At 40.8% G+C, this 16738-nt stretch carries 17 protein-coding genes; 6 read left to right on the top strand and 11 right to left on the bottom strand.

What is annotated here, in order from left to right; genetic code table 11:
* Nucleotides 1–3: 3 nt before the first annotated feature.
* The 5 genes from OO007_RS02775 to OO007_RS02755 form a co-directional block, all read right to left on the bottom strand.
* Nucleotides 4–642 carry a hypothetical protein gene (locus OO007_RS02775; protein ID WP_325807657.1) on the bottom strand — a complete coding sequence of 213 codons (639 nt, stop codon included), beginning with the start codon at nt 640–642 and terminating at the stop codon, nt 4–6.
* Entirely contained in the window at nt 642–1193 is a 552-nt protein-coding gene (locus OO007_RS02770) for a GTP-binding protein (RefSeq protein WP_243651448.1), read from the bottom strand. The genes OO007_RS02775 and OO007_RS02770 overlap by 1 nt, the downstream gene beginning before the upstream one ends.
* A 16-nt stretch (nt 1194–1209) precedes the next feature.
* Complete coding sequence (locus OO007_RS02765) at nt 1210–4131, bottom strand: hypothetical protein (RefSeq protein ID WP_325807656.1); 2922 nt, start codon at nt 4129–4131, stop codon at nt 1210–1212.
* 36 nt (nt 4132–4167) lie between these two features.
* Nucleotides 4168–4875: a hypothetical protein gene (locus OO007_RS02760; protein ID WP_325807655.1), complete on the bottom strand. Its 708-nt coding sequence runs from the start codon at nt 4873–4875 to the stop codon at nt 4168–4170.
* A gap of 182 nt (nt 4876–5057) precedes the next feature.
* A complete protein-coding gene (locus tag OO007_RS02755) occupies nt 5058–5960 on the bottom strand; it encodes a hydrogen peroxide-inducible genes activator (RefSeq protein ID WP_131904498.1) in 903 nt (300 codons plus the stop codon).
* A 231-nt stretch (nt 5961–6191) separates the two neighbouring features.
* On the opposite strand from OO007_RS02755, the gene OO007_RS02750 reads away from it, so the two are divergent.
* Nucleotides 6192–6926, top strand: coding sequence for a glutathione peroxidase (locus tag OO007_RS02750; RefSeq protein ID WP_131904497.1), 735 nt, complete (start codon nt 6192–6194; stop codon nt 6924–6926).
* 352 nt (nt 6927–7278) lie between these two features.
* On the top strand, nt 7279–8694 hold the full coding sequence (gene gorA / locus OO007_RS02745; protein ID WP_442784328.1) for a glutathione-disulfide reductase: 1416 nt from the start codon (nt 7279–7281) through the stop codon (nt 8692–8694).
* Nucleotides 8695–8907: 213 nt separating this feature from the next.
* Here gorA and OO007_RS02740 read toward each other — a convergent pair whose 3' ends face one another.
* From OO007_RS02740 to OO007_RS02725, 4 genes are all read right to left on the bottom strand, one after another.
* Nucleotides 8908–9399 carry a hypothetical protein gene (locus OO007_RS02740; RefSeq protein WP_325807653.1) on the bottom strand — a complete coding sequence of 164 codons (492 nt, stop codon included), beginning with the start codon at nt 9397–9399 and terminating at the stop codon, nt 8908–8910.
* Between the two features lie 84 nt (nt 9400–9483).
* Entirely contained in the window at nt 9484–10062 is a 579-nt protein-coding gene (locus tag OO007_RS02735) for a DUF4124 domain-containing protein (protein ID WP_325807652.1), read from the bottom strand.
* Nucleotides 10052–10741, bottom strand: coding sequence for an ankyrin repeat domain-containing protein (locus OO007_RS02730; protein ID WP_325807651.1), 690 nt, complete (start codon nt 10739–10741; stop codon nt 10052–10054). The genes OO007_RS02735 and OO007_RS02730 overlap by 11 nt, the downstream gene beginning before the upstream one ends.
* A 111-nt stretch (nt 10742–10852) precedes the next feature.
* Entirely contained in the window at nt 10853–12961 is a 2109-nt protein-coding gene (locus tag OO007_RS02725) for an EAL domain-containing protein (protein WP_325807650.1), read from the bottom strand.
* Nucleotides 12962–13245: 284 nt separating this feature from the next.
* Between OO007_RS02725 and OO007_RS02720 the strand changes: the two genes are divergently transcribed.
* From OO007_RS02720 to OO007_RS02710, 3 genes are all read left to right on the top strand, one after another.
* Nucleotides 13246–13662 (top strand): VOC family protein, encoded by a 417-nt coding sequence (locus OO007_RS02720; RefSeq protein ID WP_325807649.1) that lies wholly within the window; start codon nt 13246–13248, stop codon nt 13660–13662.
* Nucleotides 13663–13734: 72 nt separating this feature from the next.
* Nucleotides 13735–14013 carry a hypothetical protein gene (locus OO007_RS02715; protein WP_325807648.1) on the top strand — a complete coding sequence of 93 codons (279 nt, stop codon included), beginning with the start codon at nt 13735–13737 and terminating at the stop codon, nt 14011–14013.
* A 165-nt stretch (nt 14014–14178) separates the two neighbouring features.
* Nucleotides 14179–15114 carry a dienelactone hydrolase family protein gene (locus OO007_RS02710; protein ID WP_325807647.1) on the top strand — a complete coding sequence of 312 codons (936 nt, stop codon included), beginning with the start codon at nt 14179–14181 and terminating at the stop codon, nt 15112–15114.
* Between the two features lie 122 nt (nt 15115–15236).
* Here OO007_RS02710 and OO007_RS02705 read toward each other — a convergent pair whose 3' ends face one another.
* Nucleotides 15237–15533, bottom strand: coding sequence for a type II toxin-antitoxin system RelE/ParE family toxin (locus OO007_RS02705; RefSeq protein ID WP_325807646.1), 297 nt, complete (start codon nt 15531–15533; stop codon nt 15237–15239).
* Nucleotides 15534–15535: 2 nt separating this feature from the next.
* Complete coding sequence (locus tag OO007_RS02700) at nt 15536–15781, bottom strand: type II toxin-antitoxin system ParD family antitoxin (RefSeq protein ID WP_131904488.1); 246 nt, start codon at nt 15779–15781, stop codon at nt 15536–15538.
* Between the two features lie 237 nt (nt 15782–16018).
* Between OO007_RS02700 and OO007_RS02695 the strand changes: the two genes are divergently transcribed.
* Nucleotides 16019–16654: a hypothetical protein gene (locus OO007_RS02695; protein WP_325807645.1), complete on the top strand. Its 636-nt coding sequence runs from the start codon at nt 16019–16021 to the stop codon at nt 16652–16654.
* The last annotated feature ends 84 nt before the right edge of the window (nt 16655–16738 follow it).

Here is a 16738-nt window from a genome sequence, read left to right as displayed (position 1 = left end):
GTGCTAAGAAGTCGCCCCATACCGTCTCATCAGTGACCACATCAGTTGTTTAAAAGCAGGTCTATTCAGTTGCGGCATTCCATGAATCACCAAAGCAAACTGATTTAAACCAATGTACAAAGGCCAAAAACCTACCTCACTATTACCTGCCGCGTCTATTAATCCCCAGGCGCGTTGATTGAAGCGTAAATTGCCGTGTAGTAATCGTTTATGTCTTTGGTAAACTTCAGAAAGATTGGCACTGATAGCGGCTAATTCTTCTGCAGCTTCGTGTGGAAATCCTGATGCCCCAAGGTAAAGTCCGCTATTTTCTGCGAGCAATACTTTTTTGGAGTCCGATAATGAGCCCAGTAATTCTTCCAGAATATCTTCAAGGTTTTGCTCTGGTGCTGTTTCAATTTCTTGTTGGCCAGAAATTAATCCTAAGGTCTGCATTCTATGCATCAGATTTGAAGCATCCTCAAGTTCCATCTCGCAGAGTTCAATCACTAACCTATCAGTAAGTTCTGGGCTATCGTCCATTTTAAGCAGTTTGATTAAAATATGACGTGTGACATCTTCAGCATTATCTTGAACTGCGTAATAAGCACCACGCGGTGTTATGTTGATGTATAAATTACTATTAAGTGAAAAACTACTCATTAAGCCGCTATCCCTGGGTCAAGTGAATAAAGTAAAGCCTGTACTAATGATGAAACATCCTGACGTTCTCGCGCATCAACAGTAAAAACAGGTGCTGCTACAGAAAACTCTTTCAGCCATTTTCTATAGTCATTGATATTGGGTGTTTGCTGTTCATCCATACGGGTAACACCGATAATTAAGTCACCTTCCTGAATAAATTTACTGAAAGATTGAAGGTAAAATCGTAGATCTTGCTGCGGGTTATCCCTGGAGTTATCTAATAATAAAATTAAACCGAGCGCTCCTTTAGTCAGAATATCCCACATGAAGCTAAAGCGTTCCTGTCCTGGCGTACCATAGAGATGAATCTTCTCTTTGTTACCAATATTGATGCGACCATAATCCATCGCTACCGTCGTTTGCGGTTTACGGTCCTTGGTCATATCACTTGCTTCTTCATTGGTACAGATGATAGGTATATCGCTCATCGTTTGAATAGCCGTGGTTTTACCTGCACCGACAGGCCCGGTAAAAATTATCTTTTTGTTAATCATCTCTGTTTTAGACATGTCAGTGTTTTCCTGATTAGGACTTCAATTTCTGAATTAATCTTCCAAAGAAACCGCGTTCTTTTTTCTTCTCTGTTGAAGCATTTAATTTGAAAGCAAATTTTGAAGGCTTAAGGTTATTGCTATTAAACTCGATCATATTCAATGCCATGGCAGCATTGTAAAAAGCATAGACATAGCATTCTGGAATGTTTAACCATTGCGGAACATCTTTAAGGCTTCCAGGGTGTTTGCTGAATACTGCAGCGATGTTCATAAGGTGCGGGAAGGATTCTATACGCGTGATATTTGGCCAGGTTTTTAAACCTATTTTTTTATTAAGATCCGTGTGTTCTAAAAGCCTACCGCGAGAAGTAAGTAAACTAACCGTCCAGATAAACGATTCAAACGAGTGTGCATTTTCCGGGTTTTCTACAGATTTAGTCTGGTAGAGTTTAACTTCGCTGTAATCCAGATCATGAATTTTAAAGTTATCCGGATTAACCGTATTGAAACAAAAATTAACAAACTCTTCTGTATCAACAGAGTAATTACAGTAAATTGATTCACTACCAGCATTTATCACAATGATAATGTCATTATGCTTAAGTCTTAGTACTTTTTTGCTGTCTTCCTTCGCAACTTCAATTTGATCGAGTAATACTGCCAACATGTGTTGATTCAGTCTGTAGTAGTTGTCTTTTGAGTCCTTGTTATCTTTATCGCCACATAGCAGTGCCCAGCGCTTCTCGGCGACTGTTTTATCGTATTCAATTTTGGTTTCTTGGGTCGACGAAGATGCTGGTGCTGATGATTTATCAGCTTCTTTTCTTATCTCATTTAATAAAGATTGCAGCTCGATCTCAGCAGCGTTTGATTTATCCTCACTGGAAATTTCAGTGTCAGGGATAAGTGCATCTGTACTCAAACCAATATCAGTAATCTCACCCATTTGAATATCAATAAGTGCTTTCTCTGCTTTAGCCGTCGATTTTTTAATCGTGTTATCGATATTAATATCTAAGTTATCTGGCAAATCTTCTTCGTCCAGCTCATCGACATGAACATCCATAAGATTGATTGAAGAGCCATCTTCTTCTACTGAAACTCTTTTAGATGATTCATCCAGTTGTAATGAATCAAGATCAAAATTAAATAAATCCTCTTCGAGTTTCGCCTCCATTTCTTCTTCGCTGGGAGGTTGAGTCTCTGTCTCGATGGTATGTATATCAGCAGAAATGTCTTTTGTTTCTATCTCGAGTGTATCGACAAACGTGTTTTCGTCAGGGTCAAGTACAGGAGCTTCCTGCATCACAACATCTTCAATGATTAACGATTCTTTTGGCTCAACAGCATCCAGAGATTCCTCGATAACAAAAGGCTCCTCAAAATCCATTGAATCATCATGTGCTAGAAAATCTTTAACTTCTACTGCCGGTTTTTCAGCTTTAGGGGCCGGTTCTTCTGAAGGTTTCTCTAGGCTAAGAGAAAGTTCTTCTGTTAAAGAGTCCTCGGTAAGTAAAGAGCCTTCAACAGTCAAAGAGCCTTCAACAGTCAAAGAGTCTTCAATAGGTAACGAGTTTTCGACAGATAAAGAATCTTCAGCTAATGCCTCTACCTCAGCTTCTTCAAGTGATATTTCAGCCAGAGTCAGCGATTCTTCTACAGTTAATAAACTCTCTTCCAGAGTTTCTTCTTTGCTTAGATTGGTTTGATTAGCTTTCTTCTGCTCTTTCTCATCATCTAACTCTATTAAGTCTTCATCAATGGGAGTTTCCGGATTGATGAGCTCAATGCTTTCTTCTAAATTAGCAGCAATGTCATTTGCTTTGGTATCTTCAAAGCTTGTGATATCGAGCTCATCAGTGAATTCTTCTTCGTGTTTCTTAGTGCCTTCGCCTTGTATGAGTGATGCTAATAGTGCATCAACCTCATCAGCATCCGTCATTTCTAAGACTTCAATATTTTCATGAGATGCATCTTGAATTTCGGGTTTATCTTCAATGACTGGGTTTTCAGCTACAGATTCTTCAGCCACAGGCTCTTCAAGGGAAACAAGGTCGTCATCTGCAACAAGGCTTTTCTCTGCAACAAGGCTGTCATCTGCAACAGAGTTGTCTTCGATAGAAATATCATCACCAGACGAATCAGTAGTAGCAAAAGGCCTTTCTCCTGCTTCGATAACTTCGTTGAAAATATCGAAATCGGATTCTATTTTTTCAACGTCATCGTGTTTTACTGATTCTCCACCTTTTTCAAGCTGTTCTTCGGTCTCAGTCTCGAAGAAATCATCGAAATCAAAGCTAAGTGCGCTGCCAGACATGGCAAGTTCTTTGACAGGTATGGAGCTAGTCTTACTGCTTTCAGCTTTTTCCTCAGCAGGTTTTGATGATTGTGCATACAATGTTTGCTGTGATTCTGATTGAATAGATTCTGACTCATCTTCAAACTTCAGTGACTGGATAAGCAAATCTTCGGCAGATTCTTCTTCGATATTCTCTGATGTCGTATTTTCAAGTATTTGTATCTCAGGTACTTGCTCTTGTGCGATGTGACTTTCAAGGGTTTCATCTTGAACAGACTCAACAGACTCAACAGACTCAACAGACTCAACAGACTCAACAGACTCAACAGACTCAAGTAATTTTCTTATTTCAACTGCGGCATCCGTAATCGCTTTTGACGATAATGGTTTTGCTAACCAAACGGAATTAGGGAGATTCTTTTCACTGATAGAAAGCACTATCACTGGGTTCTTACTGGTTTTTCTTAATTCCTCCCAGTGATCTACTGCGCCTGGATAATCATAATCAGTAATAAACGCATCGGCCTCATTTTTATCCACAAGTGTATAGAGCGACTTGCCTGCCGTACTGAAATAATAATCCAGAATTGCATCATTCTGGTCGCTAATTTCAAGGATAGCGATACGAATTTTATCGGTATTTTTATTGAACATAGTCTTTTTATTCTTATTAGTTCTTGTGGGTCCGTCCTAGCTAAATATTTGTTCTTTTAACTTTTTTAAGGCACTGCCAAATGGTTTTTTTGGCTCAACTTCGGGCTGTATTTCTCTGCTTTTACTGTATTGTTCTAAATAGTCGAGTTCTTCCAGTAGTTGCTTATTGTAGCTATCTTCAGCTAATGCTTCTTGCAGAATTTTCTTGGCGACATCTAGCTGTCCAAATTCCATACATGATCTCGCTTCTTCAAGCGGAGAAAGTTTTGCATCCTCAGAATCGTCTTTCTCAATATGTATCAAAGTGTGATCAGGTCCGTGTAAACCATCGGAAAGTACCGAGCCCGGAACCCATTTGTATCCCATTCCTTTTTTGATGCCGGTTTTAATCCACATCGCAAAATACAAGGTGTCTTTTTTATCGAGATAGGGCATCGATGCTTTTAACAGGCGAATGCGTAATTGGGTGCCAGCGTCTTTTAAAACGTAGAAGAGGTCGTGCAAAGATCCCGCCAATAACTCCGCATCTTTATGTTGCATAGCGAAAAACACACGATGGGTATGGAGTGCTAAATCATTTGGATTTCTTCGAATAGAATGAGAATAAAAATGCCAGGCAGTATCAGGATCGACTTTTTTTATTGCCGCTTGAGCATCCGATTTAGATAAATCTTGCAAGGGGAAAATCAACGGTAATGCCGGATGCATCGTTGAATTGCGAGAGTTAGCCTCAGCTGAAGACATATAGATTCCTTTTTATTCTTCTTCTTTGTCTGTTATTTTTTATTTGATGAATCGAAACTCTAGCGTGAAGATTCATTTCTAAAAACGAATCTTCAAGTACAAAACATCACTATTTTATAGTCTCGATATTATGATAATCATCCTTAACGTACCCTTAAGTGAGTTCGCTGGGCTTAACTTGGCTAGTCTTGTGAGGCATGCATCGTTTTAATGCATTCACCTAAAAGTTTAAACTCTTCCTCTCTTGCGCTGCCTTTTCTCCAGGCTAATCCAATCTCGCGGTAGCTTTTTTCATCCAGAGGATAGGTTTCAATATCAGTATTTTGAAGCAGTGATGAGTTTTTAGCCATTTCAGTCAGATAGGTGATACCAATGTCAGAATCTACCATGCTCACTAGAGTCAATAAGCTACTCGCAGCAAAACGACTAACCGTATCCTGATTTCGAATTTTACACGCTGACAACGCATGATCACGCAGGCAATGCCCATCCTCTAATAGCAACACACTCTCTTTGGGTAAATTGTTTAAGGAATAATTATTGGGATCGATAATTTTACTATTTTTATGACAAGCCAAAGAGAAGTGATCTTTAAATAGCGGCATGATTTCAACATTGCTGAGTTTATAAGGTAAAGCGATCATAATTAAATCTAACTCACCCTCTATCAGTAAGTCATGCGAGGAACGCGTGGTGTCTTCACGTAAATACAACCTTAAATCAGGAAAAGATGATCTCAGGTTAGGCAACAAGTCCGGCAGTATAAATGGCGCAATAGTGGGAATTACGCCGAGATTTAAACGTCCTGTGAGTGGTTTTTGATCGCTATGAGCAACTTCTGCAAGATATTCCAGATCTCTTAAACACAGTCTTGCATGGTTCGCGATCTCTCGACCTGTGCGGGTGATCGTTACGCTTTTATTGGTGCGGTCTACCAGTTGCGCACCCAGATGAGATTCCAGCTCTTTGATTGCCACACTAAAAGCCGATTGAGAGACAAAACAGGCTTTTGCCGCATTGCCAAAGTGCTGGTGTTTTTCCAATGCAACAAAATATCGAAGTTGTTTTATGGTTGGTAAGGTCATGAATGCCGCTCCGCTGTTACGTTTATTACTACGATCTATTTTATAGAATACAACGATTAAAACAATATAATTTACGGATTGAATATGTCTCTATATGATGCGCGTCAAGTTCTTAGGAAATTGATCTTTTAATCATTGTTTTGTCATATTCATCCCATATCATTAACTGATCAATTTTAGTAAACATTATTCTTTAACCATTATTGATTTATTTAACAAAAGGAAACAAAAATGCCATTTGAAAACAAAGAAGGACAACGCGTCCCAAACGTTACATTCCACACACGTAAAGACAACGAGTGGGTAGACGTAACTACTGATGAATTATTCGCTGGTAAAACAGTCGTAGTATTCTCACTACCAGGTGCATTTACACCTACATGTTCATCAGCTCACGTTCCACGTTACAACCAGTTGATCCCTGCATTCAAAGAGCACGGTGTTGACGACGTATTATGTGTATCAGTAAACGACACATTCGTAATGAACGAGTGGCAAGAAAACCAGGATGCTGCAGACATTAAATTCATCCCTGACGGAAACGGTGAGTTCTCAGAAGGTATGGGTATGCTAGTAGACAAAGAGCAACTAGGTTTCGGTAAGCGTTCATGGCGCTACTCTATGCTTGTTAAAGACGGCGTAGTTCAGAAAATGTTCATCGAAGCAGATGTTGATGGCGACCCGTTTGACGTTTCAGACGCAGACACAATGCTTACTTACATCGCATCTGATGCAAAAGTACCATCTAGCGTGACAGTAATGTCTCGTAAAGGTTGTCCTTTCTGTGCAAAAGCAAAAGAAATGCTTACAGAATCAGGTTACGAGTACGAAGAGCTAGTAATGGGCCGTGATTACACAGACCGCAGCTTGCGTGCTATGGTTGGTACATCAAGCGTTCCACAAGTATTCATCGACGGTGATCACATCGGTGGTGCATCTGAGCTTGAAGCTTGGTTAAAAGCTTAATTATTATTTGATCCATGTATTTCTCCCTGTCAGCTAATCAATAGGTTACTGGCAGGGGAACTTACATAGCTCGGAATCAGAGCTCGAAAAAATAGTTAAGAAGCAGAGCCTCAAAGGTTTTGCTAACATGCTGACCATTCTTTTTAGATGGTCAGCATCTGTTTTAAACAGTGATGCGTTATATCTATCTGTGCAGATGTTGGGTGACTTTCATCCTCGTGCATTGAATCAAAAGAATGATTCAAAGAGATAACTCAAAAAATGCCTATAAGTGGGGGGGTGTATAAAAACTCCATTAACAAACAAAAAATAACTGCTGATAGTCATTAAGAAGCAGTTGATAAAGGAAAGAATTATGAGCAACCATTACGATCTAATTTCAATCGGTGCAGGCAGCGGCGGATTATCAATCGCAGAGCGTGCGGCATCATACGGCGCAAAAGTTGCAGTCATTGAAAATAAAGAACTTGGCGGAACCTGTGTCAATGTTGGTTGTGTACCAAAAAAAGTAATGTGGTATGCCGCAGGTGTCGCACAAGGCTTAATGGATGCTCAGGATTACGGTTTTGACGTCGACCTAGAAGGTGGCGCAGGCAAATTAAACTGGAAAAAATTAGTCGACAAGCGTGAAAACTACATCGGCGGAATCCTCGATTGGTACGATGGCTACCTAGGTGGTGCTGGCGTTGAAGTGATTGAAGGTGGAGCAAAATTCCTCGATAACAAAACAATCGAAGTTGATGTCGATGGCGAAAAAATCACCTACACCGCAGATAACATCGTTATCGCTACTGGTGGGCGCCCAATTATCCCGGCAAATATCGAAGGTTCAGAGCTTGGCCTAAATTCAGATGGTTTTTTCCAGGAACTACACGATATACAACCTAAAAAAGTCGTTGTCGTCGGTGGCGGTTATATCGCACTAGAACTAGCGATGCTAATGGATGGACTCGGTTCAGACGTATCTGTATTACATCAGGGCTGGCCAGTACTCGAAGGTTTCGACAGCACTATTCAGGCAGCGCTTTCACAGCAAATGAAGGATGATGGCCTAAAACGCTATCACGATGAAATCATCAGCAAAGTGGTTGATCAGGGCGAAGGACCAGACGGTCTCAAGCAAGTCACAATCGAATTTGAAGACGGCACAAAAATTACAGATGTAGATTCACTTATCTGGGCAATCGGACGTCGTCCAAACACAGACAATATTGGCCTGGAAAATACCGATGTAGAAGTCTCTCCACGCGGAACAGTCGTTGTAGATGATTACGAAAAAACCACCGTAGATGGAATTTACGCCATCGGTGACATCATCGGTAAAGCGCCACTAACGCCAGTTGCAATCGCAGCAGGTCGTCGTTTAGGTGATCGCCTATACGGAGGTAAGCCAGAACGTAAAATGTCATACGACGATATCGCTACTGTGATGTTCACACATCCACCGATTGGTACAATTGGAATGAGTGAAGAAAAAGCATTAGAAGTGTACGGTGATGATGTTGCCAATGGTGGAATAAAAGTCTACAAAACAGACTTCGTACCGATGTACCACACCATGACACGTCACAAAGTAAAAACACACATGAAACTAATCGTGCAGGGCGAAAACGAGAAAATCGTTGGTTGTCACATCATCGGTCTAGGGGCAGATGAAATGCTACAAGGCTTTGCGGTAGCGATTCGCATGGGTGCAACGAAGGCGGACTTTGATGATACGATCGCGATTCATCCAGTTTCAGCAGAAGAATTAGTCACAATGAAGTAGGGCATTCATCTTTCGGCCCAACTCGGCGTTGCGACCGTACTCGAATGAATCACGTACTTATTGTACGCTCAAACATTCTCCGTGCGGTCGCGCCTTGATTTGAACCAAAACCTAAACGCTCTACAAGTAGTATTGATTATAAAAAAGCCCCTGAATCAGGGGCTTTTTTATATCTTAATGACACCCCCCTACTTACGAGGGGTTTTTCACATTCTAATCTGCATAAAGAACAGTGAGTTCGCATGAGCTATATTCTTCTTTAGCCGCATTAGCCATACCAGAAGCCATGACTTCAAAGTTAAACGATGGCAATACAGTCATGCTTGGTTCGTTTTGCATAATGTCTATAACATCACCCGATGCATTTTTAAATTTGGCTTGAATCGAAAAATCACTCCAGCTCTCAAGATAAGTATTCTCTGCCGTTGCAATACAACGGATATTCAACCCTTCTTTGGTTTCTGAAAGTTGTAGCTTAGGTGATTCAATCTGAAAAACAGGTTTAGGCCCTTCCGATGTCGTGAGTATGATTAGTTCTGCAACTAACCATAAAAGCAATGACCCAACTATTAAAGCACCGAAATGATTAAACCACGGCTTGTTCTTTAGATTCGCAGATCTGTTTTGAACCTGATAACAATGCTTACATTTCAGGGCATTTTGTAAAATATCTTCTTTACAGGCGATACACTGTTTAGTTTCCATTTGGCCCACTCATTTATTTTTATGATTAGTTGATAGAGCGACTAGGCTTAATGACACCCCCCTAACTTACGAGGGGGGGGTTATTTATTTGAATTGTCCAAATGCGGCATCTAACTGTATCCACGCAATGGCGTCCGATGCGCTATTGTCGGCGATAGTATCGGTTTGTCGGCGGCCGCCAGCCATATAGTCTTTTACACATTTATCCATTGAGGGCGCTTTGAATTTTCCAGCTCGTTCCTGTTTTTCAAATTCTTCCATCTTCGATGCCGGTACTTTTCCAGCACTGATCGCTTGTCTCAGTTGGCTTCTTATTTTCGACATAAGAGCAGGGGCTTTGTTTATCGCTTTGCCACATTGAGCGCGTGCATGTATTTTGGTAATAGGCTTTTTCTTGGCTTTCGTCTTTTTTGAGCTTTTACTATTATCACTACTGTTTGAATTACTCGATTTAGCGTAACTTGAAGAAGGTCTCAATGAAGATTTTGGTGTTTTGTGCACTTTAAACTCTTCATTGGAAATCACTTTTTTCTGCGCAGGTGGTGGCGTGGCAGTGTAGTGCGTCTTTCCGTTAGCGTCTGTCCATTTATAGATTTTGGCATAACCAGAGGTGCTTATCGCTAATCCTAATATCAGCATGAAAAGTGTTTTTTTAGTATGCATCATTTATCCTATTTTTTATTTTGATTGATTTTGATTTCATCGCGATATCAAGCGCGGTTTTGCCTAGAAAATTGGTTACCGTCAAATCGGGTTTTTGTTTAAGAATAAGCTCAATCGCTGCTTCATTTTCCTGACGGATTGCGACCATTAATGGTGTTGAATGCATTCCACCACGTGTGTCTGGTTTGCTGACATCAATACCTTCTTTAATTAACGCTTCAACACGCCCTAAATCATTCATGATGATGGCATTATTTAACTGCGTTAATTTAAGCGCTTGCAAGGTCTCGTCAGCACATCTGTCTTTAGAGAAGTAATACGTCGAATAAACCTTCGCAACCATTTCGGTATCGCTAATTGTTAACACTTTCAAGGTGCCGAAATTATCCAGTTTTACCGTGTCATCTGTAACCGTGTAAGCGTTATCGCCTAGCTTGTTGAAGGTGTATTTGCCATCTTCGGTAAATTCCCATATTTCGCCGCTGAAGCTTGAATCATCCATAAACTTCTCTTCATTCAGGCACCAGTTTCCGATTATTTTTTCGGATAGACTGGTAGCAACAGAAGTATCAGCCGAAGCCGCACTCAGCGATAACGGGAAGAACGCCAAAAGACTCAGTCCTGTGTATAGCAACGCTCGGGAAAAGGGCGTTTTCGTAAAAAGAGTTTTGGCTATCATGCGATTGGATTATTGTTATTAATGGTTCGATCCTAATTGTATTTAACGCGAAACTAAAATATTTCAGATTAGTGGCAAAACCTTATCGCCTCTTAATTTGTTAAAAATCTGTTAAAACTTTTGTGTGACTTCGGTAGGTTTTTGTATGAAGTACCCTTGGGCATAATCGATATTCAATATGCTGAGTAAATTCAAAATTTCCTTAGATTCAACATACTCCGCAACGGTCTTCAAACCCATGGTATGCGCCATATCATTAATCGCTTCCACCAATGTTCTATCCACAGAATCCGTTAAAATATCTTTGATAAAACTGCCGTCAATTTTCAAATAATCGACAGGGAATTCCTTCAAATAGGTCAATGAGCTCAAGCCTGTTCCAAAATCATCCAGCGCGAATTTAACGTTGAGACTTTTCATCTCTTTCATGAAGCGCTTCACCAAATCCTGATTCGCAATCGCTGCTGATTCGGTAATTTCAAAACATACCTGTGCAGGATTAATACGGTGTTTCATCATCAGCTGTTTAACTTTCACCAAAAAGTCTGCTTCACTCAGCGATTGACCGGAAAGGTTGATTGAAATGAAGCCATCATTGCTTAAATCTTTGAAATACTTATTACTCAATGCAGAAAAAGATCGATCAATAATAGCCAGATCCAGTTTCGGCATCAGGTTGTATCTTTCTGCGGCAGGGATAAATTCGTTCGGTGGGACGATTTCTCCATCATCGCCAATCAGGCGCACTAATATTTCGTGATGCGTGTAATTACTGCCTATTTCAATAGCGACGATTTTTTGGCTGTAGATAATGATTCTATTTTCTTTCAAGGCTCTTGAAATGCCGGAAACCCACTTCATTTCAACCTTTCTAAGGTTCAATACTTCATCATTCTCACGGTAGATCTGAACGCGATTTCTGCCATTATCTTTAGCCATATAACAGGCTAAATCAGCAGCTCTCATCAGCTGATCGACACTCTGCGAATCTTTATTAATCGCGACAACGCCTATACTTGCGCCAATATCAAACGCATGTTCGTCTTTAACGAAATGATAGTTTTTAACGTTCTCACACAGTCTTTTAGCGGTTACTTTCGCTTCTTCCAGACTGCAATTGGTTAATAAAATACCAAACTCATCGCCACCAAGGCGCGCCAACATATCGGGTTTAATCAGCTCTTTTAGTAACTCCTCGCTGATCTGACACAGTAAGTCGTCACCCGTTGCGTGACCGCAGGTATCGTTGACTAGCTTGAATTGATCAAGGTCGAGAAAACACATGGCATGGGTAGAATTCTTCTTTCTGGATTCGCTAATCAATTCACGCGATCTTTCTTCAAAACTAATACGGTTTGGTAGCTTGGTTAAGTTGTCATGCTTGGCTTGCCAAAACAGTAGTTTTGTCACCCCTCTGGCTTTGACGAGGTCTCGGGAAAAGAAATAAGCCAAACCGCTCAAACCGATGATCAAAGAACTTAGTATCCATAAAATGGTAAATTTGCTGTTTTTAGACGCAATTGCATGCATTTTGTCCACAGGGATCTGTACGAAGATAGCACCCAGTAATTGATGCTGTTTCCAGACTTTACCACCGACAATATTCTGCGAGGCGCGTCTTTGGAGAATCTCTTCGGTCTTCTCATAATCGTTGTGGCATTCCACACAGGATACTTGTGTCGCAGGGTCTGCTTTCAGGTAAAGCAAGGTTTGCTTGCCTTCGAATTCTTCCACACGATATATGGGTTTCCAGTCTATCGCTTTAGCAGGGTTTGCTTGATCCTGCTGTTCCAGTTTCGACCAGGCATCTTTAAGAAAATCATTGTTTAAATCCTGATGATCATCCAGGTTCCACTTACTCACCGCTCGATATTTATATAGACCTTCGGCATCTTCAGACGCTTTAGTCGCCATATTTTTCAGAAATTGCGCAGGTATGGGGAGTGCACCATGCTTATTGTGATAATCCCTGTCGGAAAAGCCAATCTCGTCTTTTTTGATTTTATCCAGAATCTGGGAGGTGTAAACGGAACGAGCAGCTGACGCTTGTCGAGCAACAATCTCGGCAACGCTAACTGATTGATTTTCAATGATTGTGTTCTCGGATTTAATCATCACGAAATACCCGGAAACGCCAACGACCAGCAACAGTAATCCGACCAAGAAAACTATTTTAGTAGTCTGGCTAAAACTGTGGGCATATAGTTTAGATAGGGGCATTTATTTGCAACTATTATTATTTTTATAAATTATTGTTTAACTCATGATAGTAATGACCTATGCCGTAACTGTCAAAAGCCTAAGACCAAAGGCAAGTCCTACAAAAACGCTCCTATTTTTATTTGGTGATTTACGGCTCAATATTCAATCCAATACCTAATTAAAAAACTAATTAAAGACTAATCGAAGACAAAGACAAACAATGTTTTTTTAACATCGTTTTTCCAAAACAACGTATATTCATGACACAACACACATTCCCGTTTACCCAGTAAGGAAGACTTATGGCAAAGCAAAACCCTTTCATTTGGCAAGAGCTGATCACCCCAAATCAGAAAACCAGCGGAGATTTCTATAGCAAGCTGTTTGGCTGGACGACAAAACAGGTCGATGCGGACGACTATGGCAATTACACGATATTTAAGAAAGATGGGGTAAGCATCGCCGGCATGATGGATGCAAATTTAGATACTGTAGGTAAAAGCAGTACAAGCAATGATAAAAATGAAGACTCTTACTGGCATCCCTATATCGCGGTTGACGACATAGAGGAAAGCGTCACACAAACCGTAGCGCTAGGCGGCAAAATCATGGTGCCACCACAGCATGTACCAGATGAAGGATGGATTGCGGTAATAGCCGATCCGAATGGGGCAGTGGTGCATCTCAAGCAGCCTCTTATTAAACAAATGGAATTGTGAATAATAAAAGCCACCCCCCTACTTTGGGGCGGTTTTTCTTACTTTCATACCAAGAAAGGGTATCCTAGCCTGATGAACCCATCCAAAGACATTGTAGAGCCACAATACCCTCCCGTAAAGAAAACCACAAAGAGTGCATTTCAGAAGTCAGCACTGTACTTTGCCGCGGGCAGTATTATTTTGGCGATCGCCAGTGTGATTTATCTGTCTATAGAAATTGATACACTCGGTTGGCAAAATCCAATCAGCGCCAGTCTATTAGCATCTACTTTTTTCTTCATGTTTGTCGCGTTGGTTTTAATCGTTATTGGCACAACCAACATCCCCAGTTTTAAAGTAGGCAAAGACTAATCAGATTGCGAAGATGTACTAAATCTCACGCAGATCGCCACTTTTCGTGCTTTATCTTTACATACTTTTACACGCAAACGACTCCCTATAAGCTCAAAACGAATTTCAATATTCTATACTTAACTCCAGGCCCCACGACTTTAAAAATAAGCACAGGAGTTAAAAATGCAAAATCGAGTAACACCAAATCTGACCACAGAAAGCCAAAATACAAACAGCAAAGAGCTACAAATCCCACAAGAAGCGTTCGACTGGTACGACGAATACGCTCACGGTTTTATCGATCGCCGCACATTTTTAGCGCGCCTCGGCAAACTCGGTGTCGCAGGCTTGACCATGAGTATGGTTTCAAGTGCATTACTGCCAAATTACGCACTCGCCGAACAAGTCTCCTTTAACGATGAATCTATAAAAGCCACCTATCAGGAATTCGATTCACCCGAAGGACACGGCAAAGGCAAAGGGTATTTAGTCGTCCCTACAGTCATCGATGACAAAGCACCTACGGTACTAGTCGTTCACGAAAACCGTGGCTTAAACCCTTATGTAAAAGACGTTGCACGACGCGTCGCAAAAGCAGGCTTTATCGCATTCGCCCCCGATGCATTGCATACCTTAGGTGGTTATCCGGGCAATGATGATGAAGGCCGAGCGATGCAAAAATCGCTGGATAAAGGTAAAATTGAACAAGACTTTATCGCCGCCGCCAAATTCATCAAAGGTCACGAAAAAGGTAATGGCAAACTTGGCGTCGTTGGCTTCTGTTTTGGTGGCTATATCTCCAATATGCTCGCTGCCAGAATTCCTGATGTGGTCGATGCCGCGGTTCCATTTTACGGCACACCCGCAAGCGCTGATATCATCCCTAATATCAAAGCGCCACTAATGATACAGCTGGGCGAATTAGACAAACGCGTCAACGCCACATGGCCCGATTACGAAAAAGCGCTCAAAGCGATCAAAGCCAACTATCAGGTATTCATCTACGAAGGCGTAAATCACGGTTTCCACAATGACTCAACAGGGCGTTATGACGAAAAAGCCGCAGAACTAGCCTGGTCGCGTACCATTGCGTTTTTTGAAGAACATCTGGACGCATAAAAAGTGGTGTTAAAAAAATACATATGAATAGGGAAGGGTGGCTTGAGATAAGAACCATTCTAGGTCACCTCCCTACTTTTGAGTGATATTTATATAGAGCTAGGCATATTTTTAAAAAATAATTAAAAATGACGCGGATAATCCATAGATTTATGCAGTACTCGTATTATGGAAATTCGGGTCTTAGTTGCTCTAAAGAAAACAATATGAGAAATAACGTGAAAACTCAACAAGCCTGGTTTTACATAATTACATTGGCTGCCTAAGTTAGGATTATCGGCAATTTTGATAAAGACCTTGTTCAAATTATGAATATATTCAACGGCACGTTTTTCACCAAACTCTTGATAACTGTAGTCATAAATAGCTTCTAAATCTTCCTCGGCTAGCGGTCGAAGGAGAATTTCTCTGTTTGCCATTCTTAAGTTTTTGCTTTCATACGATCAAGGAAGGTATCAACATTCCACTCTGTTAAATTCCCGCTATTTTCTCCATCATCAATAAGTTGACGTAAAGCTTCAAGCTTTGAACTGGCCTGTTGCTCTTTAAGTAAACGTAAACCTTCTCGCACTACTTCGCTCTTGGTTTTATAACTGCCGGACTCAACAAGGTTATCAATGAAACCAAGTAGCTCTTTACCTGTATCGACAGTAATTGTTCGTGACATGATTACATCCTATTTAGTAAATGTAAGAAATATTCTTACAAAGAATATATAAGACATAGTCTTACAATTCAAATAAATAGTTTAAAAGGGTCACCTCCCCCCTACTTATAGGCACTTTTTATTTACCGCAACTCAGCCATAAATTCCCCCCCTAACATCATAAAACACCTCAGAATTTCTTGTTCTAATGTAGAATGGACACGACTGAATAACTAACAAGCCCTGTTCATATTAGATATGCAAAGTTTTATAAGTTTGTACCTACATGAAATCACTTCTGTGGGTCAGCAACTCCTCATTTTCGTACATTTATTCGCCTTTGCATTTGCTGTCGTAATGATCGTCAGCACAGATGTGAAAATAATCACATCAAGAAAACTAGATGTAACAGAAGTGCATCAACTGGGTAAAAAAATCACCACCTTACTCGTTTTACTCTGGCTTACCGGAGTAGCGCTGTTAGCGATTAAACCAGGACTGGATATAGAGCTAATCTTTGCCAACTCCAAATTAGCAGCAAAAATTACAGTAGTCAGCGTGCTAACCATCAACGGATTGTTATTGCATCTATTAGTCTTCCCGAGTTTTAAATCACGCCAAAAAGCACAACGCATAGTCATCGTCTCGTGCCTTTTCACCGCCATCAGCACCAGCTCGTGGATTTATGCCGCGTTAGTAGGCGCTGCGCGAGTCGTCGCCCCAATCATGGACTACGAACACTATATGATCATCTATTTAGCGATACTGGCATTTGCACTCTTGGTATCTGTCGTTGTCGTATATCCGCTGATGCGAGAAATAGTCAAATCGATAAGTTATGCTGAAGTGACAAGCGAGTCAACGCCACATGATCCGATTATGACAAAGCCTTAAAAGTAAATTATCAAATCCTCATTTACGAAGTCGTAAATCATGGTTTCCATAAAGATTAAACAGGACGCTATGCTGTAAAAGCTG

This window comes from Cocleimonas sp. KMM 6892, assembly GCF_035798195.1.
GTDB lineage: Bacteria > Pseudomonadota > Gammaproteobacteria > Thiotrichales > Thiotrichaceae > Cocleimonas > Cocleimonas flava.
Note: the sequence above shows the minus strand (reverse complement) of the source record. Positions and strands in the feature narration are given on the sequence as shown.